This window comes from Nocardia sp. XZ_19_369 (assembly GCF_015355715.1).
Taxonomy (GTDB): domain Bacteria; phylum Actinomycetota; class Actinomycetes; order Mycobacteriales; family Mycobacteriaceae; genus Nocardia.
This window is the reverse complement of the sequence record NZ_JACVED010000003.1, coordinates 496,200-517,566: the sequence shown is the minus strand read 5'-3', so window position 1 is coordinate 517,566 and position 21,367 is coordinate 496,200. Positions and strand designations below refer to the sequence as shown.

Sequence of the window (21,367 nt, the reverse complement as noted above, 5' to 3'; positions counted from 1 at the left end):
CGCGGTCAGTGGAAGACACCGGCACATTGTCGCGGGTCGGCCAATACGTCACGGATCAGCAGGCCGAGGTCGGTGCCGCCGCCGTTGATCGGATAGGGGAAGTCGACGATGAGCTCGCCCTCGACGTGCACCAGGAACCGGGCCTGCTCCGGGCCGAGATGCGCCCAGCCGACGGTGACGGCGGGGGCATCGAGGTCGAACTCGTTGGGGCCCAGGCGCAATGTCAGGCGGCCCGCCTTGCGGTAGAACACGGCCAGGACCTCGCCGAAGTAGCCGAGGACGCCGCCCACCGGGCCGGTGGCTGCTGCTGCGGCACGCAAGGATCCCGTTTCCGGATCGAACGTCGCCAGGCGGCCGCCGTCGAGTGGCTGGATGACGATTTGAGTGCTGCGCACCGGGTTCTCGTCGGTCCAGCGGCGACGTTCACCCTCGCGCGGACCCGCGCCACCCGCCGACGGGCCCGCCATCGGCGGCATCATCGGCGGGGCCATCGGGGGCAGCATCGGCTGCTGCTCCGGGTCGCCGGTGGGCGAACCGTTGGCCTGCGCCAAGTGCATCGGCCTGCCGTTCTGCCCGGGGTGTGCGGGCTGGCCGGGGTGGCCAGGATCCGACGGCTGGCCTGGGAGTCGTGAGCTCCCGGGCTCACCCGGGTATGGGGAAAGGTTCGCCTGCAACGGAGATGGGGACGTCGTTGGGCCCGGTTGCACCGGAGATTGTGTGGGCGTCGGTGACTGCGACGGGTCCGGAGACGTCGGGGGTGTGGTGGGCGGCGTGGTCGGGGGTGTCGTCGGCGGCGTGGTGGGTGGCGTCGTCGGCGGCGTGGTCGGGGGTGTCGTGGGTGGCGTCGTCGGCGGTGTCGTCGGCGGCGTGGTGGGAGGCGTCGTCGGCGGAGTCGTCGGCGGCGTAGTTGGGGGTGTCGTCGGGGGTGTCGTGGGTGGTGTCGTCGGCGGAGTCGTCGGCGGCGTAGTTGGGGGTGTCGTCGGCGGAGTCGTCGGCGGCGTAGTTGGGGGTGTCGTCGGCGGAGTCGTCGGCGGAGTCGTCGGCGGTACCGGATTCCGTGGCGGAGCCGGTGGGGTCGGCGGCACGGGCGGCTGCGGCGGCACGGGGGGCCGCGAAGGCTCCTCGGGCTCAGGCAGATCCGGCATCGGCACCGGAATGGCGGCGGTGGGTCCCACCTCCGGCGGGAACTCGAACTCGTATTCGTGTGGTGGATGCGGGATGTGCGAACGGTAGATCGGCGGTTCAGGCAAGCCACCGCGGGAACGGTCGGGATCCCCGTCGTCATTGTTCCCGTCGTCGGACCCGCGATCTCGGCCCGAACCCGAACCACCCGACGGCGCAGCCTCATCGGAATCTTCTTCGGCACGATCGCGATCAGCGTTCCCGCGATCCCGGCCACCGTCGGATTCCGATTCCGCCGTCCGCACGCGATCGCCGTCCTCCTCCGGCGTCGACTCGACGAGCCCACGTTCGCGATCCACCGCCGAGTCCGGATCACCTTGCTGCTCAGCAAGATCGACACCGTCGCCGAGGGGATGCCGGTTCACCGGCGAGCCGGTCTCAGCGGCTTGCTCTCGATCGGTACCGTTGCGATCCGCCCTCGGACCTGAATCACCGAGCGGTGCCTGCTGGTTCGTGTTCTCCGCCGCCGGACGAGTCCGGTCCGCAGCGCCCGTCTCGGGGGACGACAGGGCTTCGACTCGGGACTCGGTGCGCGCCAGTTCCTCCTCGATACGCGCCACTTCCGCCTCGGCGGCCAGGTAGTCGCGGGCCGCCTGTTCCAGTTCGGCGACCTTGGCCAGGCGTGCTTGCTGCTGGGAAACGTCCAGCGTGCGCGCCCGCAGATCCTCTGCGCGCGCGGCGATTTCGCTCTCGGAGTTCAACTCGTTCGGTTCGATCGATAGGCGCAGGGCCTCGGCGGCGTCGGCCCGCGCGGTTTCGGCACGGTCGAGCTCGCGCTGCGCCTGCGTCAACGCCGATTCGAGGTGCTCGCGCTGGTCCTCGACAATGCGCAGTTCGTCGGCATTGCGCCGGGCATCGGCGTCGCGTTGTGCGTCGGCGTCCGGCAGGACTGCCTGCGGCGGCTCCGCCTCGGTGCCGAGCAGCTGTGGCCGCTCGCTCCGCGCCTGCGCACGTGCTTGTGCGAGCTCGGTGTCGTGGCGTTCGACGTGCTGCTCGAGCACCCGCACCACCTCGGCGGCGTCCTCGAAGTCGCGGAAGGCGCGCCCGAGGTCGTCCACTCGCTGCTGACCGGCCGCGTCCGGCTGCTCCGCCCGCAGCTCCGCCAAGCGCGCGTCGAGGGGCTCGGTGGAGCCGAACAACCAGGCCGGGTCGATCCCCAGGCTCTGTTCCAGCGCGAGCAGCGCGTCGGTGCGCGCGTCCAAAGTAGCTCGCGCCTTGGACAATTCGAGCTCGTAACGGTCGCGCGGCAGGAAGGCCTCCGGCTCGCGCAACGGTGCGACCGCGTACGGAATGTCCTTGCGCCAGCCGGTCAACGGCGGGCGGTCCGCGTCCCAGTGGAAGCCGAGACCGACCGCGTGCGTGTTCGCGTCGTGCCAGGTCCGCTTCTTCACGTTCTCCGGGTCACGCAGGAACTCCGATTCGGCCAGCGCGTCGTACAGCAGCACGATGTCCCGCTTCAGCGGCTTGCCCGCGAGCAGTCGGTTGATCGCCTCGGCGACATCGGCCAGCTGATCCATCCGCTGCAACACCAGCCGACCGTTGGGGTCGGTGTAGTCGGTGACCAGATGCTCGTCGTTCATCAGGTGATCGATGATCTGCTGGATCTGTTCGGTGGTGAATTGCGGTGGCGGCAACGCACCTTCAGCAGTGGTGTCGTGCCACATGCGCGGCGCCAGCTCTTCGGCGATCCGGGTGATCTCCGCATCACTGACGCGGCCGGTCTGCTGTGCGTCGATCAGCAGGTTGCGAATGTCGGCGATGGTGTCGCGCACCGCGATTCGGTCGTTGCTGTCGAACATGCCGATCGTGCGACCGGCCAGCTCATCGATCTGCTGGTCGACCCATTTCAATTGCTCGGCGACGTCGGGCCGGGTCGGGTCGATGCCGCGGTGGGTGTCCACCAGTTCCTTGCGGACCAGGTCGATCAGCTTGCGCGCGGCAGCCGTCTGCTGGTCTTCGCCGTAGCGCGCCAGCTGCTCGGCGATCTTGTCGGCCAGCTGGTCGTCGGCGCGGAACTTGTTGTATTCCCGGTCGGCCCAATCCTGGACCCGCTGCCAATCGGCGATCTCCCGATCGAAGGTCTGCTGCAACCAGGCGGGGATTTCGACGTGGTTGTAGAAGTGGGTGTGTTCGTCCGCGTCCCAGCTACGGAACATCGGCTGAATATTGGTCTCGGGCGGCTTGTGCCAATCGAATCCGGACCACACCGTCGCGAACGGCGGCAGCTTCTGCAGCCACGGTCGCGCCTTGATCCAATCCCCGATCGCCGGGTGCCGCTGGATCCACCGCTTCACCATGGGGACATCGATCGCCGCCAGCAGGGTACGGATATCGCGTTGGATGGCATAGAAGTCCGAGCCGATGGTCACTTCGACCAGCGCGTCGTCCGGGACACCGGTCTGGAAGTACTTCGCCGGAATGTTCATCGGATTCATCGGCAGCATGTTCTTCGCCATATGCCCAGGCGGGATATCGGCGAACGGCGTTGCCAGGTCATTGATGTAGTCGGCTAGACCGGCCCACCAGTCCGGGTCACCCGGGTCATAGCCCTCCAGGTTGTCGCCGCGGCGCAGCTTGCCGTCTTCGCCCACATTGACCGACCAGTCGGGCCTGCTCGGGTTGACCGTATGCCACTCGCCTGCACTGTCGCGCCAGCGGACCACCAGCATGCCGGGCTCGCCCCGGAACCAGGGCGTCTCCGTGCGCTCCAGCGACGGGCCAGGATGAACGACCGTATCCCGGCCGGGCTCGGTCTGCCGGTATTCGATCTGCGGGCGACGCAGCATCGCCTGTGCGACTGAGGCATTCGTGCGAATGGCGTGCTCGAGCGCGGCGTCGTGCACGGCTCGCGGATGCCCCGACGCCGGCTGTTGACCGAACACGACGATGCGGGGCCGATCGCCGTCGATGATGCCGACCCGGTCGGTCGCCATCCGGCCGCCCTCCTCAGCGAGGGTGTCGCGCCACTCGGTGATCTCGTGCCAGCGATCGGTGACCTGGGTCATCTGATCCTGCACCCGGCGCATCGAGTTGTCGGCTCTGATCACGTCGGCCGCGGCGTCGGCGAGCACGCGCAGCATCGCGGGCCGGTCGGCATCGGTGCCGTCGTCGGTGCGCAACTGGTGCTGGATCGTCTCGGCCAGCCGGCCCGGATCCGGGCCGAGGTCCGAGAGCGGAATATCCAGGCGCTCCGCGAGATCTTCCATGACCGCGCGGCGTGGCCTGCTGTCCTGGAAGATGGCGGCTCGCCGCGCCGCCAGCCGATCCAGTGCTGCGACAACATCATCGGCCAGCGGGCGGTCCCGGTTCACGCCCTCGCGCTGTAGCTCGGCGAGCCTGCCGTCGATCCGATCGACCACCTGATCGAGCCGGTTGAACTCTTCGACAGCCTGGACGAGTTTGCGGATGGCGCGGTCACGCATCTGGCGCTCCGGTCCGGCCACCGGCTCGTGCACGACCCGGGCGGGACTGTCGAGGTTGGCGGGCACCTGCACCGTCCTGGTGCGCGACTCCTGATGCAGTTCGAGCACCTTCCGGGCGAACGCATCGCCGGTCAGGCCGGTCGCACCGAGCTGCCTGGCGAGTTCGTCCCGCGTCGCGCGCGCGGATTCGCGTTCCCGCGCACGCTCGCCACGCTCATCGAGCAGCCGGTCGTATTCGGCCTCCGCGGTTTCCAGGCGGATCGACGCGTGCTCGGTATCCAGCCGGGCCAGCTCGGCATCCAGCCGCACGATCTTTTCCTCGGTTTCGGGCACCCGGTTGGCCAACCGCTCCAGCTCGCCTGCCCGAATCACGTCGTACGGCAACTGTTCCGGACCGCCGACGCGCTGGGCACGCAGCTCTCGCATCGTCTCGTTCAGATTGTCGCCAGGGCGCAGGGCCGCCCAGTCATCGGCCGGGTCCACACCGAGGAGCGCGGCCAGTTCGTCGCGCCTGCGGATCGCGGCGTCGCGTTCTTCGATGGCGAGATCGCGCGCCTCGGTCAGTTCGGTGCGGCGCTGGGCGATGTCGGCCTCGTGCGCCGCTGGGTCAGGTGGTGGGCCCTGTGGTCGCTCCGCACCGTTGGACTGCGGTGTGCCTTCCTGCCGCGAAGCGCCGTTGGACTGCGGCGGACCCTCGGGTTGCGGTGCGCTGCTTCGATTTTCGGGTGCACCGGGACGCTCGGGACCACCAGGGCGCTGCGGGCCGGCACCGCCCGGCTGCTCGGGACCTTCGGCCGGGGGGGGATCGTTGTCCGGCCGCACGTTCTGCTCGATGAGTGCCAACCGGTCGAGGACGGACCGATGCCAGTCGGGGTGATCGGCGAACGCCGGTGCCAGCGCCTCGACCCGGCGGCGCATCTCGGCGACATCGGCCGCACTCAATTCGTGCTGGCGCCAGTGCCACTCGCCGTCGGCGCCGCGCTCGACGAAGTGATAGGCGAACCCACTGCTGGTTTCGCCGTCCGAGCGACGCCCGTTGCCGAACGCCAGGCTGTGGTCGATGGCGCTGATGAGTCCGTCCGGGGTGACCAGCCAGTTCGTCATGCCGCGGTCCGGCATGCGGATCAGCACGTCCAGCAGGCCGAGTCGGACACCGGCCGGGGTGTCGGTCAATCCGGTCTGCTGCGGGCTCCACGCGCCCGGATGCAGTGCGCTGGCCCAGTCGCCGGGCATCACCTGCATGTAGATCATGTTGTCGCTGACGCGCACGATGTGCGGCACATTCGCGCCGACCGCTCGACCGACCAGTGCCGCAAGCACTTCCGCGTCGGCGTGCAGCACATTGCTGAGCGTCTTGCGGATCAGCTGGGTGTTGTCCGGCAGCGTGATCAGCTCGACCCGCTCCGCCATCTGCAGCGCGCCCTCGCTGAGTATCTGGACCTGGAGCGGCTCGCCCGAGGTGGGCGCGGCCTCGACCCGTGCGACCGCGCGGGCGATCGCTGCCGCGTCGGGGCTCGATTCGCTCGGCTGGTCAGCGCGGCCACGATCCGGCGGACGGTGTGCGCCGTCGTCGCCCGGGTCGCCGGTCGGCGGTGCCGTCGGGGGTTGCGGCGGTTTCTTTCCGCCACCCGCGCCATCGGCGACAGGCTGGGCCGGCTCTTCCGGTGTGGTGGTTTTGACCTCGCCGGGGGTCGATACGTTGTCCGTGCGTGAGCCTTCGCCCGGTTTGTTCGCTCCCGCAACGTCGTTCGGTTCGGTGCTGCGTGGCGGTGCTTCGCCAGCAGGCCGTGCTGGTGTGCCATCGCCCGGCCGTGCCGATGTGCCGCTGGGCTGTTCCGGTGTGCCGCTGCCGCGCGATGCCGGTGTGCCACCAGGCTGGCCCGGTGTACCGCCGCCAGGGCGTGCCGGTGTGGCGCTGGGCTGCTGCGGTGTGGCGCTGGGCTGCTGCGGTGTGGCGCTGGGCTGCTGCGGTGTGGCGCTGGGCTGCTGCGGTGTGGCGCTGGGCTGCTGCGGTGTGGCGCTGGGCTGCTGCGGTGTGGCGCTGCCGTGCGGTGCCGGCGCGCCAACAGGCTGTCCCGGCGTGCCACTGCCCGGAGCGGGTGGGGGTGTCTGCGGGGTAGTTCCGCTCTGTGGGTCCGGGCCACTCGGCGGCACCAGGTCGACGATGGATACTTGCCCCTGGTCGTCGACCAGCACCTGCCGGTAGATGACCTCGACACCCCGTTGTGCCAGCGTCTCGCGCAGGTCGGCGCCGATGACGTGCTCCGGGGCCCGGAACGGCGAGGCCACCAGCACCCGCTGCGGATTGCCCGGAAGGAGGGCGACGCCGTCCGAACCGCCGATCGGCTGCCCCTCCGCGGCGAGCACGTCCCGTGCGATCACGGCCGCTGCCTCGGCGCGAAGGGTTTGCGTGGCCCGCACCGACTCGTGGTACTGGTTGAGCGCCCTCGATACCTCCCCGGTCGCCCGCGCGGTGTCGGCGTAGTGCTCCTGTGCCGCGCGCAGATCGTCGAAGTACTGCACCATCTCTTCGCTCGGCACGTGGGCGCGGTTCTGCAGTTCCTCGGCCCGAGACCCGGCGTTGTTCAGGACATCTCGGGCCTGCTGCTCCAGCTCATGCGGGTTCAGCCCGTCCGGATCCGCGCCGAGCGTGCGTAGCATCGTGCGCGCCTGGTCGAGCAACTGCCGGCCGGTGTCGGCGGACGCGGTGATCCGGTCGACCAGGCCTTCGAACTCCGGTGTCCGGGTGGTCGGGTCGTAGGGTCGTGGGTCGCCGACCGTCGACCATTGGCCGGGCTGCGCGGCTGCGGGCGGACGGTTGCTACCCGGGTCACCGGGCTGCACAGCGCCCTCGGGTGGACGGCCATGGCTGGCGTTGCCTTCGTCGCCGGACGTAGGGGGCTGCGGCGGCCTCTTCGTTCCGTTGTCCGTGCTCGGCTCAGGCGCCTCGGCGACAGGCCTCGATGCCTCGGCAACGGGCTTACCTGCTGTACTGACCGGCTTATTCGCCTCCCCCGCAGGCTCATTCGGCTCGCTGACGGCCTTCTGCGGCTCGCCCGCAGGCTGGTTCGGCTCGCTGACGGGCCTGTTCGGCTCGCCCGCAGGCTTATCCGCTGCGCTGACCGGCTTATTCGCCTCGCCGACGGGCTTGCTCGCCTCGCCCAACGGCGCATTCGCTTCGCCGACAGGCTTATTCGACTCGCCGGCAGGCTTCTGCGCCTGAGCGCCGGGCTCTTCACCCGGCTTACTCGGTGCCGCAGTTTCTTTCGGCGTCGGAGTGTTAGGCACGTCACCCGACTCCGGGGCCTCGCCGGTCGGCGGCTTCTTCGCGGCACCACCGTCGCTCGGCGCGTCGGGTTCTGGGCGGGATGCGGGCAGCGGGGGCGCGTCCGGTGGATCGGTTCGGTGCACCTGGGTGCGGCCGTCTTCGCCGGGGACGAGGCGGAAGACGACGACGTTGTCGCGGTTCGGTCCGACGAGGTCGGCGAGGTCTGGGCGCAGTGCGACAGCGCGATCGATGAACGTTGCGGGGTCGGCGGATTCGCCGCGCACCACCACGGCGACCTGTCGCGGGTCGCCGGGGATGACGCCGACCTGAGGTACCTCGGCGATCGGCTGGGCGCCCGCTTCGAGCAAGGCGCCGTCCCTGAGCTGCTCGGTGAGCAACCGGTCCAGCTCGGCCGCGTCGCGCACGGCATGGCGTTGCCGATCGAAAGCGTCCTCGGCTGCGGCCTGGTCCTGCGCCTGCCGCAGCTGTTCCTCGGCCTCGTCCCTGACGCGCAGCGCCTCGGCCTTTTCGCGCTCCAAGCGGTTGATCTCATCGCGCCGCTGCTGCGCGTCGGCCTCGGCGGCTCGCTGCTGCTGCGCGGACGTCTCCTGCGGCACCGATGTCTCCGGCAGCGCGGTCGATTCCGCTTGCACGGCAGGCAGTTCCGGAACCGCACCGCGAGCCACCGCGCGGGCACGTTCCCGATCGGCGTCGTGCTGCTCGAGGCGCTGTTCGAGGCGCGTCACCTCGGCGCCGGCCTCATCGAACGCGTCGAGCGCACGGGACAGTTCATCGATGCGCCGCTGACCGTCGGCGTCCGGCTGCTGTGCCCGCAGCTCGGCCAGGTGGGCGGCGGGGTCGTCGGTGCCGAACAGTACGTCCGGATCGGCCCTGGCGGCCTGCGCGGCAGCGAGCAGTGCGGTGGTGGTCGCCTCCCAACGAACCCTCGCCTTGGACAATTCCAGTTCGTAGCGGTCCCGCGGCAAGAACGGTTCCGGGGTCGTGAGCGATTCCGGCGTACTGAGCGGTTCCGGCGCGTACGGAATATTCGCACGGGGGCCGGTCAGCGGCGGCCGGTTCGCATCCCAGTGGAAGCCCTCGGCGACCGCGTGCGCGTTCGCCTCGTGCCAGGTCGCGTCCCTGTTCGCGGGATCGCGCAGAAAGTTCGACTCGGCGAGCGCGTCGAGCATGAGGACGACGTCCTCCGGTCGCGGATTGCCGTTCACGATCCGGTTGATCGCCTCCGCCACGTCGGCGAGCTGATCCATTCGCACCCACACCATTTGGGCGTCCGGGTCGGCGTAATCGCGAGCCAGATGCTCGTCGTGCATCAGGTGATTGATGATCTGCTGCAGCTGATCCCTGGTGAACTCCGGGTATTCAGACCGGGGCGGGGTCTGCTCGCCCAAGACGGTGGAGCCGCGCGGGAAGGGATCCGGCTTCGCGTGGTCTTCGATCTTCGGCAGCAGCGGGCGCATGCCCGGGGTCAGTTCGTCGACAATCCGGGTGACGTCCGCAGCGGTGATGGGGCGGTCGTTCCTGATCTCCAGCAGTCGCTGCCTGATGTCGGCGACCGTGTTCCTGACCTCGGCCGGATCGTCGGTCGGGAAGTTGTCGAAGGCATCTTTCGCGATCAGATCGATGGCCTGGTCGATCATCGCCAGCTGCCGGTCGACATCGGGACGGCCCAGGTCGACGCCCTCGTGCGGGTCGACCAGTTCCGTCCGGATGCGATCGACCAAATCCTGCGCACCGACGCGCCGCTGCTCTTCCCGATACTCGGCCAGCGGTTCGACCATGCGATCGGCGAGCTGATCGTCGGCGCGGAACCGGTCGTATTCGCCGTCGGCCCACTCCTGCACCTGTCGCCAGTTCTCCACATCCCGGTCGATCGAGCGCTGCAGCCACTCCGCGATCTCGACCCGCTGCGGGTTGTTCGAGTGCTCGTCGGCGTCCCATCGGCGGACCATCGGCTGAATGTTGGTCTCCGGCGGGCGATGCCACTCGAACGTCCGCCAGACGGTGGCGAACGGTGGCAGTCGCTGCAGCCACGGTCGCGCCTGGATCCAGTCGCCGATCTCCGGATGCCGGTGGATCCAATCCCGCACCATGGGAACCTTGACCACGTCGAGCAACGTGCGCAGATTCCGTTGCACGGCATAGAAATCGCTACCGGCGTGCACGGTGGCGATGTCTTCCGGCGGAATACCACCCTCGAAGTACGTGATCGTCGCGCCGATCGGGTTCATCGGCAGCATGTTTCGCGCTATCTGCCCCGGTGGGATATCCGCGAAAGGCGTCGCCAAGTCGTTGCCGAAGTCGCCGAGCCCGCCCCACCAATCCGGATCACCCGGGTCCTTTTCCTCCTTCGGTTTGCGGCCGACTTCGCCGCGCCATTCGGCTTTGGTGGGATCCACCGCGTGCCACTGACCGCTGTCGTCTTGCCAGCGGACGAGCAGCAGCCCGGGGTTACCGTTGATCCAGCCGGTGGCGGTGCGCTCCATGGCCGGACCACGCATCGGCACCTGCTGCCACGAACCGTCCGGCTCGGTGACAACCTGCCGGTACTCGATACGCGGCTGCCGCATCATCGCATGCGCCACAACGGGTTCGGTAAGGATGGCGTGGGCAAGGTCGCGGTCGTGCCCGGCCCGCGGGTTGTCGAATTCCGCGCGTGGACCGAACACGATGATCCGCGGCCGCTCGCCGAAGATGATGCCGACTCGGTCGTTCACCATCCGGCCGCCCTCGGCCGCGACGAGGTCGCGCCACAGGCCGGTGACCCTGGCCATCTCGTCCTGCAACCTGCCCATGGCGTTGTCGGCCGCGAGCACGTCGCGCGCGGCGTCGTGCAGCGCGTCGAGCAGGCGGTGCCGCTCGACGGACGCATCGGTGTTGTCCACGATCCGGTTCCGGTGCTCCCGCAGCGTTTCTTCCAGCTGACGAGGGTGCGGGCCGAGATCCGATTCCGGAATCCCGAGGTGCCGAGCCAGATCCGTCATTATCGTGCGCCGCGCCTGGACGTCGCGGAAGAGGTCGGCATGCTCGCGGGCCATCCGATCGAGGTCGCCGGTGAGATCGTCGGCGGCCGGTCGATCGCGGCCGACACCCTCGTCGTGTAGTTGCGCCAGGCGCGCGTCCTTGTCGGCGACGGCCGCGTCGAGGCGGTTGAACTCCGCGACCGACTCGACCAGTTGGCGGATCGCCCGGTTGTGCTGTTCCACCTCTGCTCGCGAAACCGGTTCTCGCACAATCCGTTCCGGGGAGTCCAGCGTGCCGGGGATCCGGGTCCGGCGCGTTCTGGCCTCGTCGTAGAGTTCGAGCACCCTGCGCTCGAACGCGTCGCCGGACAGCTCCCGGATGCCGAGGGCGGCGGCCCGCTCGTCGCGGTTCGCCCTGGCCAATTCGCGGTCCCGCGCCAACTCCCGCCGCTCGTCGAGCAGTCGGTCGTACTCCGCCGACGGGGTCTCGCGTCGAATGGCCGCTTCGCGGTCGGCGGCCAGCCGCGCCAACTCGGCATCGATCCTGGCGATCTCGGAATTCTTGTCGACAACCTGGTTGGCCAGCTGCTCCAGCTGGTCGATGCGCGCGAGCTCGCGCGGCATCTCCTCGCGCACCTCCATGGTGCGGCCCCGCAGCTCCTCCAGGGTGCGCTGCAGGTGGTCCGGGTGCAAGGCAACCCAGTCGACCGCCGACGAGACGGTGAGTCGCGCCGCCAGCTCGTTGCGCTGCTGCAGCAATGCGTCGCGTTCGGCGACGACCCGATCACGTTCGGCGTCCAGCGCGGCCTGACGCGCCTCGATCGTGTCTTCGGGCCGCGGGGTGCCCTCGGCCGGAGTCGGCTCCTCGCCGGGCCGCCGGCCGTTGTTAGCGCCGTCCTCTCCCGGATCTCCCACTGGCGGTGGCGATTCCGGCGGCTTCTTGCCGCCGCCGGCTCCCGCGGTCTCCGGCTCGTTGACAGTCTCCGACGGCGGCTCGGCCGCGCGGGGCAGCACGCCGTCGGCGATGTCGCGGGAGAACTCCGCGCGCATCGCCAGCATCTTCGCCGTCCACTCGGCGTGGTCGGCCCGCATCTGCGAGGCCCAGTCGACGGGTTCGATATCGGCGATCCGCCGCATCTCCACCGCGTGCTCGGCGGCCATCCGGGCCCGCCATTCGGCGGTCTCGGCTCGCATGCGCGCGGACCACTCGTCGGTGGTCTCGCGGCGACCGCTGTCGTCGCCCGTGGCGTCCGGGTCGCGCGGCGGATCGGCCGCCATCCTGGCCGGCGCGTCGGCGGCCGGGTGCGGTGCGCCTTCGGGCACCGGAATCCGTTGTGGCCGAGCGCTATCCGCCGGCGGTCCCGCCTCGGCGTCCGGCAGCCGTGGGGCCAGCGCGTCGGGGCCGAGCTCCGCCAAGTCGGTGAGCAGCTTGTGCATGACCCGTGCGGGCTCGCTCGCGCGATCGCCGTTCAGTTCGACGTCGCGGAAGGCGTCGGCGACGGCTTCTCCCGGGTGGAAGACGCCGTTCGCGTCGAAGCTGTAGCGACTGAGCTGGCTCAGCCAATTGTCGTAGCCCGCTTTGGTATTGGGGAGTGTCGGGTCCTGCGCGGCCAGCTGCTTGTAGTGGTCCTGCAGCACCTGGTCGACATAGGTCAGCGAGTGCGGGTCACTCGGATCGATCGGTCGCAGGCTGGCCCGCTGCCCGTGGAAGTCCACCACGTGGCCGTATTCGTGCAGGATCATCTGGAAGACCGGACGATTCGTGAGGGACTGGTCGAATCGTCCCTTGTTCACGCCCAACTGGACTTCCTGGCGGAAGGTATCCAGGCTGCCGACGAAATCCCTGCTGATCTTTATCGATTGGGCGTACCGCGCGCCGGTCTCGGGGTTGATGGCCGGCATGACCTGAGCCAAGGTCCGGTGCCGGAACGGTCCGATGCCGACACTGCCCAGCTCCACGTGCGGGTACTTGGTCCGCATTTCGACGACGCCCCTGGCGATTTCACGCGCCACCGCGGGATCGACACCGGGTTGGTCGAACCCGTACACCAGCAGACCGGTGTCCTTGGCCAACTCCTCGGCGACCTGCGTGGCGTCCATCGGCGTCCACTTGTCGACGATGGACGACTCCGGCTGACCGCCGTCGGGACGGTCCACGCCGTCGGTCACGTCCAGCGGGGCCGCCGGATCGCGCGGCGTCAGCTGCGAAGCGGACTCTCGGTCGCGCGCCAGATGATCGGCCGACATCTTCGCCGGATCGTCCGCTGCCGGACGCAGCCGCGGCTCGGCGGCCGGATCTCTCGGCCCGCGATCGCTCGATCCGTTCTCGTCGGACGGACGCGGGCGTGAACCCGAACCATCCTGCGCGCCAGGATCTTCAGGGCCGCGATCCTTCGTCGACTCTGCGTCGACCGGAACGGTCTCCGCCGGTTTGATTACCAGGTAACCCTTCTCGCGCGCCTGCTGCTCGCTGAAAATTCCGGCGACATCCTTGACCTTCGGGATCGGGCTCTGTCCCTCGTGCACGTCGACGAGCTTCATCAGCCCCTCGGGCGTGGTGGCCGCGACGTCGAGATCGCTATCGGCACGGAACGGCGCACCCGACTTCTCCGAGATGCCCGTCTGCCGACTGCCGAAAATCACCAGTGGCTCACCGGTTTCGGCGACCGATCGCCGTGCGGCGTCCAGCATTTCCGGCGTCACGCCGGGGCCCGGTTCACCGATCACTTCGACGTGGGGAAGATCCGCATCCTGCCGTCCGCCATCGATCCGGTCGGGCTCGGCGGTATCGGCGGGCGGTGACGTGTCGGTGAGTTCGTGGCGCGGAGTTCCGGTGCCGTCGTGCGGCCTGCCATCGAAGGCCTGGCCGATTCGCCGGTCGAGAACGGGTGCCTCGGCCGCGGCCAGCAGGCGGGCGCGCTCCACCGCACTGAGGCCGTTCTCCGGCTTGCCCTGCCCGTCGAACACAATGGCGCGAGTCCCGCTCAGATCCCGCGGCACCCGCGGCGGATAGCCGTGGTCGGCCAGTCCGGCGCCGAGATCGCGGATCACGATCTGGCCGCCCTCGTTCACCATCAGGTACGCGTGCGCGCCGACGCCGTGGTTGTCCCGATAGCCCGCATAGGCGTCGACCACCAGCGCGGACGCCCCCTCGCCCAGGTCGATCAGGCGCTGCTGGAGATTGTCGTGCGTGGTGGTTTCCAGTCGGCCGCCCGCCGCGGCCATCAGTTCCCCGGCGGTCATCCCGTCGGGGCCGATCACGCGCTGCGGCAGCTGAACATGGTCGTCGCCGTACATGGCACGCAGTTCGGCCAGCGACAATTCGCCACAGCGGCCGCGGCGATCGTCCTGGTAATTGAACGCGTCGTCGGCGGCACGGTGCTCGGATTGGAAGCCGCCCAGATTGTCCATCGGAACGGGAACGCCTTGGCGATCCAGATCGAATCTGGTGATCGTCACCTCGCCCTTCATCGAGGTGTGCGCCTTGTAGTACTCGACCTCGAGGGTGCCGTCGCGGTGCGCCTTCAGCAATTCCTCTTTGGCTTTGAGGAAGGCCTTGCCCTCGTCACTGTCGGGATCGAGGCCGCGCGCGAGCATCTGCTCGGCAGTCTCGTTGAGAACCTGCTTGAGGTTCTTGTCGACGGCGAGCGTGTTCCGCAGATACTCCGGGGAGCCCTGTTCGGCGCGGCCCCAGGGAGTATCGGCGCCCTGCAGGTCTGAGCCGACACCCTTGGCCTCGATCACCACGAGCTTGGGCGGGGGGCCGGGCACGAACATGGCGCGGTCGACCGAGAAGTTGCCGTCCCAAGCGTCGGTGAACGGGCTGATCTGCACCGCCCCGTCCGGCATTTGGCCGAAGGATTGCGCACCCAGCTCACCCAGCAGCTTCGACGTCGCGTTCATCTCGACGCCGAGGTCGTTGTATTTCCTTGCCTCGGTCGCCATTTCGTTCAGGCGCTCGAGCTTGGCCACCTTTTCCGCGTCGGACAGGTCGGAAGCAAGGATGGCGTTTTCCAGCTTCTCCAGCTGGGTCTTGAGGTTGCTTTCCGCCACCTTGTGGACATCGGTCTTGCCGTTCTCATTCCGCAGATCGAACTCGTCCAGGTACGGCTCGAGTACCTTGCGTAAGGCGTCACGTTCTTTGCCCTGCCGTTGCCTCTCCGCAGCAGCATCTGCCAGATCCTTGATGATCTCCGGGTCCGTGGGCGTGTGCGGCTCCGGTTGGCCGGGTTGCGCCCGATGGTCGTAGTCCCGGCTGGCATTGCTGTTCGGATCGTGGGTGAAGCCTTTGCGATCGCGCAGCTGGTGCGGATAGTCATCGCTGCGCCAGGTATCGGCCCGGTCACCGAACTTGTGCAATTTGCCGTCGGGCGTGCGGTAGTGGTCGGGTAGGTCGCCGGGCCGACGTAGGTAGCCGTCCGAATCGCGATTCATGCCCGGTGGGACCGGCGCATCGGCCGGATGCTGAGGCGGCATGTCCGGGCCGGGCGTATTACCGATCCGCCCCGCATCGGCGAGATCGTCCGGGATGGCGAGCAGTTCGTCCCTGATGCGGGTGGGCACCTTGTCGACCGGCGTGCCGTCCGGCTTGATCATGATGGCGCTGACGCTGTCCAGGTCCCTCGGCGTCAACGGCGGGAAGCCGTGCTCGGCCCCGGTACCCGGGTCGATCACCTTGATCTGGCCGCCCTCGTTCACCATCAGGTACGCGTGCGCGCCGACGCCGTGCTCGTCGCGCGGACCCTGATAGGTGTCGACGACGAGTGCCGTTGCGCCGTCGCCCATTCGGAGCAGCCGCTGCTGGATGGCGTCGTGGCCGCCCTCGAACTGGCGCAGTTGCCCGCCAGCCGAGCCGACCAGCTCGCGGGAAGTCATGCCGTCCGGGCCGATTGTCCGCTCCGGCAAGCGAATTCGATCGCCGAACATCTCCTGGAGACCACGCAGCGAAAGCTCGGCGCACCTGCCGCGGTTCGGATCGTCGGGCCGCAGCGGCCCGCCGTCCTCGTTGTCGCCGTCGCGCCGTGGTGTGCCGTCGCCGTCGGCTCCCGGCTGGCGCGGTGCCGCGCCGTCGGCTCCCGACCGCGGGTGTGCGGGTGCGTTGGTGTCGACGACCGGGATGATCTGCACATCGTCGGGACGCGGACGGCCGTCGGCGTCGTCGTCGGAACGCGGGCGCCCGTCGGCGTCGGCACGCTGCGCCGGGTCCGCCTCGCCCGGCCTGTTCGGCGAATCGCCTACCGGGTCGGAGTCGTTCGCACGCGGGCGTCCCGCATCGTCGCCACCGCGCGGTTCGGTACCTGCTCGCGGCCGATCCGATTGCGGCGCATCGTCTTCCGGCTTGTTCCTGGCATCCGGGTCGTCCGAATCCGTACGGGGCGGCGAACTTTCGTCCGTATCGGCGCGCGGGCGGGCGTTGTCATCGGAATCCGTACGCGGCGGTGCACTTTGGTCGGTATCCGTGCGCGGTCGAGCGCTATCGTCGGAATCCGTACGCGGCGGCGAACTTTCGTCCGAATCCGGTCGCACCGGGGCACCTTCGTCCGAACCCGGCCGAACCTGAACGTTCCCGTCGCCCGCGCCGTCGACCCGCTCCGGCGTCCTGGGGACCTCGGAACCGCTGGACTCCGCGCGAATACCTGGGGTCGAATCACTGCCTGCCCGAGCAGGATTCGCGTCGGAAACGCCCGCGCGCGAATCACCGCGCGGACGATCGGCGCCGGGCCGGGTGTCCGATGTCGCGGCCCGCGAATCGCCTGTCTGCGGCCGAGCCTCACTGCCACGCACCGGATCGGCGCCGCCCGGACGACTCGCCGCATCACTACTGGGCCGCGCCGTCGAACCATCGCTGCTGGACCGAGCGGCTGAACCGTCCGCACCGGGCCGCGCTGCCGCACCGTCGCCGCCGGGCCGCGCCGTCGCCGCCTCGCCGCCGGGGCGAGCCGCAGGGGCGTCACCGCCGGTGCGGCCCATGTCGCCCGAAGTATGCACTGGCGCAACACTTCCCGGCTGAGTACCGGTGTTCTGCGGCGACGTCGACGATCGATCGGCGCCGCTTCCCGTCTCGCTGGTGCCGCCGTCGTGCGCGCTGCCACCGTCGGCAATACTGGCCCGGCCGCGGTCTCCACCGTCGGACCCGGCCGTGTCGACTCCGGCGCGCGGCTCCGAGCCACCCCGACTCTCCGGGGCGCCGCTCTGCTGCTGCCCGGCATCACCGGACCGACTCTCCGAGCCGCCATGTTGCTGTCCGCCGTCGGTACCACGACTCTCGGACCCGCCCTGCTGCTGCCCGGCGTCGCCCGCGCGACTCTCCGAACCACCCTGCTGCTGCCCGGCGTCGCCCGCGCGACTCTCCGAACCACCCTGCTGCTGCCCGGCGTCGCCCGCGCGACTCTCCGAACCACCCTGCTGCTGTCCGCCGTCGGTGCCGCGGCTCTCCGACCCGTTCGTCTGCTGCGCGGCGGGGTCGGCACTGCTGCGCGACTGGTTCGGATCGCCTGCGCGAGAAGAGTTTTCGTCGCCGCGCGCGGTGCCGTCGTCGGGACGGGCGGAGGATCCGTCCCCGGCGCCACGGTTACCCGCGCCGCCGCCTGCAGCGTTCTCGCCGCCGGTCCCGGTGCCGCTGTTTCCCTGATCTCCTTGTCCCACAGCACCATTCGGCTGCGTACCGACGCCGTTGACGCCGGCGGGTTGCACACCGGGGCCGCCGTTTGTGGTGCCGGGGGTGCCGAGACCGTTCGGCCCGAGACCCGCATCTCCGATCCGCGGCCCGTTGACCGGACCGACGCCGGTCGGTATGCCCATGCGGTTGAAGTGAAAGCCGGTGGCCCGCCCCTTGTTTCCGCCCGACATCGCGCCGTTCGACAGGCCTGCGGTGATCATTCGTGGATCGAAGTTGCTGAACGCGGCGCCCCAGCCGTTGTTCATCACGTCCATTGCGAATTGCGGGACGAACCCGGCGACCGAACCGGCGAGGCCCGCGCCGACTCCGGTGATCATGCCATTCAGCCCGCGGCCCAAATCGAAGTGCTTCAGACCGGCGCCGACCAACTTGGCGCCACCGGCACCGCCGAGCGCACCGGCCGCCGAGGAGATCGCGGTCGTCCTGACCTGATCCCAGTTGATGTCCTTGCGGTTGCCCTGCTCCTTCTGGATCCACTGGATCCCCAAGTCCTGGATGGTTCCCAGCGCGAGGTCGAGGGCGATGTGGCGGAAGATGAACTTGGCGGTGGCGGTGATGGCCATCTTGATGACGTGCTTGGCGGCCGCCATCAACGAGGTCCGCGCAATCATCCGGATCGCCACCCGGGTCGCAGCGATGGCCAGCAGCTGGACGGCGGGCGCGGTGGGCGGAAACAGCCACGCCGCAGCGAGTTCGATCGCCAGCAGCCCCAGCGAGGACCACATCATCCACTTGGCGTACTCGATCTCGGTACCGAGGCCATCCGCGGATTCGGCGATCTTGTCGAAGAATTCGGCGAGCTTCTTGAGATTGTTGTTGGCCTGGTCTCCGCTCGCACCGGTGCCGTCGCGCATCTTGTCGAACGCGCCGGCGATCTCGATGCGCGCAACGCCCTCGGGGTACGCATTGAGCGCAGCCTGTTTCGCCGCGTCGATGTCGGCCATGATGCCGCGCAGCTCTGCGGCACCCTTGCGCCAGTCGTCGGCAAGCCCTCGCATGCCGGTCTCGGAGCCCTCGGGCCAGTCGCTACCGGCGACCCACCCGAGAGTTTCGAGCAGTCCGTCCCAGAAGTCCACCTAGATCACCAACCGGAATCGGTGACCCCACGCTTCCGGGACTTCACATTGTCGAGCGGCTCGACGTTGCTGAATGTCATGGCGGCGCTGTCGGTGTCGGCAGCGGTGGCGCGCTCCAACGAATCGGGTTTGCTCATCGGGGCGTGTGTCGGCGCGGGCATCTGGCCACTGAGGTCCGGCATTCCTTCCACCAGATCCGACAGCTTCGGCAGTCGCGCCCGCTCCTGCTGGAACGGCGCGAGTAATTCTTCGGACTGGCGTCGCACGTCGGCGGTGGCCTCTTGCGCCGCCTGGGTGACAGCGCGCGCCAATTCCGCGTACTCCAGGTCTTCGACGCCCCGACCGAATTTGGTCTCGATGACGGCGCCGTCGGCGTTGACCACGACGGTCACCCGGCCACCCCGTACCGAGGCCTTGCCGATCAGCGCGGTGCGCTGTTGTTGCAATCGCGCGATGGACTGGAGCTGCGACTGCACCTCTTCCATCAGGTCGGCGACGTCTCCCCGCGAAAAATCGTGTGCCACGGTTACCGGCCCTTACTCACTTCTTGAAGCTATCGCCGTTGCGCTTGTCCAGTTCGGTCTGCAACTGGTCGGCAACCTTGCGCTGGGCTTTGGCCGTGTCCTTGAAGGTCGTACCCATCCCGGTGGTGCCGTCGATGAGGTTCGTCCTGGACGACACGTATCCGTCGGAGCCGCCGGGGCCGTTGGCGAACTGGTTACCCATCTTGTCGTCACCCCAGGGGGCGCCGCGACCGGCGATCGCCGCGGACAGGTTGCTCACCGCAGTACTGATCCGGTCGCCGACGTGGGCCGTCTTACCCGCGGCCTTGCGGAACTCGTCGGGATCGACCTCGAATTTCTCCGCCACAATGCACCCTTTCCCGCAGTGCGAGGGACGCCAACCCCCGGCTCGATCCTGAAATCATTGGCGGAGTTCATGATCAATTCACCCGGCCTCCGCCGCCAGTCAATAAACCGTAACACCATCGCTACTGGTGGACCACTCCAACCGGGCACCCCAGTACTGGGGGCACGCGGGTGCGTGTGGTCCGTCCGCACCCGCTGTGATCAGGCGTCTACCTGGCCATGTCGCCGCTGGAACCGCTGCTCGAACTCGGCGATGTACAGCGACGGCGCCACGGAGGACGACGACTGTTCCAGCACACCATCATCGGCGATGTAGAACAGTGCCCGGCCGATAGCTATCTCACCCGGCGCGGTCGGCACGTACACCATCCAGCCGATGCTGAGCCGATCTGCGCGCAGGCCGTCCACCGGGTAGCGGGACACGTCCATGCCGCTGTCGAGGATGAACTGACGCACCCGGGCGATCGCGTCCTCCTGCGGCATCGGCTCGGGCACCGTCATCGTCACCCCGGCCATGGTCAGCTGGTAGAGGGCGCTGTCGACGTCGAAGGTGCCGTCCTCGCCGAAGACGTCGACCAGGGTGGAGCGGGTGACGACGCCGATCTCCGCGGCGGACACCAGGTTCGCGACCGCTTGCCGCTGACGCGGGCTCGGCGATTCCGCGATCAGCCCGGACACGATGTCGGTCACGGAGTCGGGCGACCACATGCCGGGCACCGCGGCGCTGAGCTCATCGGCGGCCGGCGACATACCCCGATACCAATTGCCGCCTTCCCACCAGTAGCAGAACGTGAGTAGACCATTGGCCGCCCGCGGGTTCAGCACCGGATCGGCTACCCACTCGGGTGCACCCGCGTACAAGGCGGGCATCGGCACGCCGCGGTTGTAGACCGCGTTCAGTTCCGGTGCGTTCCACACCCCGCCCGACAGCACGGCCCGGCCACCAGGCAGCGCATACAGGGTGGAACCGCTGCGCTTGGAACCTTCGAACACGCTCAGTGCGGGCAGAACTCGCGGGCCGAACGACGATCCGGCCGCGACGAAGCCCGCGGCGATCACCGCCCAGCGGGCCCACAGCAGCGGGAACGCCGGGAAGTCCGTGGCCGCCAGCGCCCCGCGCCTGCCCGCGTCCCGGTCCGCGCGGGCCTGGATCGCGGCCTGCCGCGGTGCTCGCAACTGCCGATCGCCGTGCCCGATGTAGGCCGCCAGCCACACCGGCAGCACCTCCCGCGGATACACCTCCAGGTCGGCGCGGTAGATCTCCGGTGCGAAGAGTTGTTCATCCGGGAACGGTTCGTCGCCGTAGTCGTAATCGACCTCGACCTGACCGGTATTGGTGAGGGTCATGATGTAGCGCCACCACGGTCCGTCGCTGAGCTGAGCCGACAGGTGCCGGTGCTGACGGACCAGCGCCAGCACCTCCTCCGTCGGGTAGGCCCGCGCCATGTGGTCCTCGTCGTCGACGAAGACGGCCAGCGCCACCTCGGCCGCGACGGTCACCGCGAAGACCGCCTCCATCCGCGTCCAGCCCTCCGGGCCGTCGGCCGCCAGCACCCGGACGATCTGATGGCTGATCGCCGTGGCGAGCTCGGCAGGATCCTCGATCGGCGGCGGTTCGGCGCCGGCGAGGGTGAAGCCGACATCCGGCTCGTCGTCCGCCTCGGATTCGTGGTCGACCTGCTCGCCGAGTTCTGTGCTGCCGGCCGACTCGCCGAAGGGGGCCAGGAACTGCTTCATGAAAGCCGTTTGGGCAGCGGTGGTCTCGGCACCGAGCTGATCGGGATCCGGGGCCGACTCGTCGCGGGGCCTGTCGTCCGGAGCCTGGTCGTCTGGACTGGTCACGTCGCGGAAATCTCCTCATCTGCACACCCGGACGGTGGCTCTACCCAC

4 protein-coding genes are annotated in these 21,367 nt (G+C 69.1%); all 4 read right to left on the bottom strand.

Annotated features, from left to right (window positions below; translation table 11 throughout):
* Window positions 1-5: 5 nt before the first annotated feature.
* Window positions 6-18,608, bottom strand: coding sequence for a hypothetical protein (locus tag IBX18_RS13790; protein WP_194834073.1), 18,603 nt, complete (start codon window positions 18,606-18,608; stop codon window positions 6-8).
* Between the two features lie 5 nt (window positions 18,609-18,613).
* Window positions 18,614-19,132, bottom strand: coding sequence for a YbaB/EbfC family nucleoid-associated protein (locus tag IBX18_RS13785; RefSeq protein ID WP_306796254.1), 519 nt, complete (start codon window positions 19,130-19,132; stop codon window positions 18,614-18,616).
* Window positions 19,133-19,148: 16 nt separating this feature from the next.
* Complete coding sequence (locus tag IBX18_RS13780; protein WP_194834072.1) at window positions 19,149-19,478, bottom strand: hypothetical protein; 330 nt, start codon at window positions 19,476-19,478, stop codon at window positions 19,149-19,151.
* A gap of 200 nt (window positions 19,479-19,678) precedes the next feature.
* Window positions 19,679-21,319, bottom strand: a complete 1,641-nt coding sequence (locus IBX18_RS13775; RefSeq protein ID WP_194834071.1) for a hypothetical protein — start codon at window positions 21,317-21,319, stop codon at window positions 19,679-19,681.
* Window positions 21,320-21,367 lie beyond the last annotated feature (48 nt).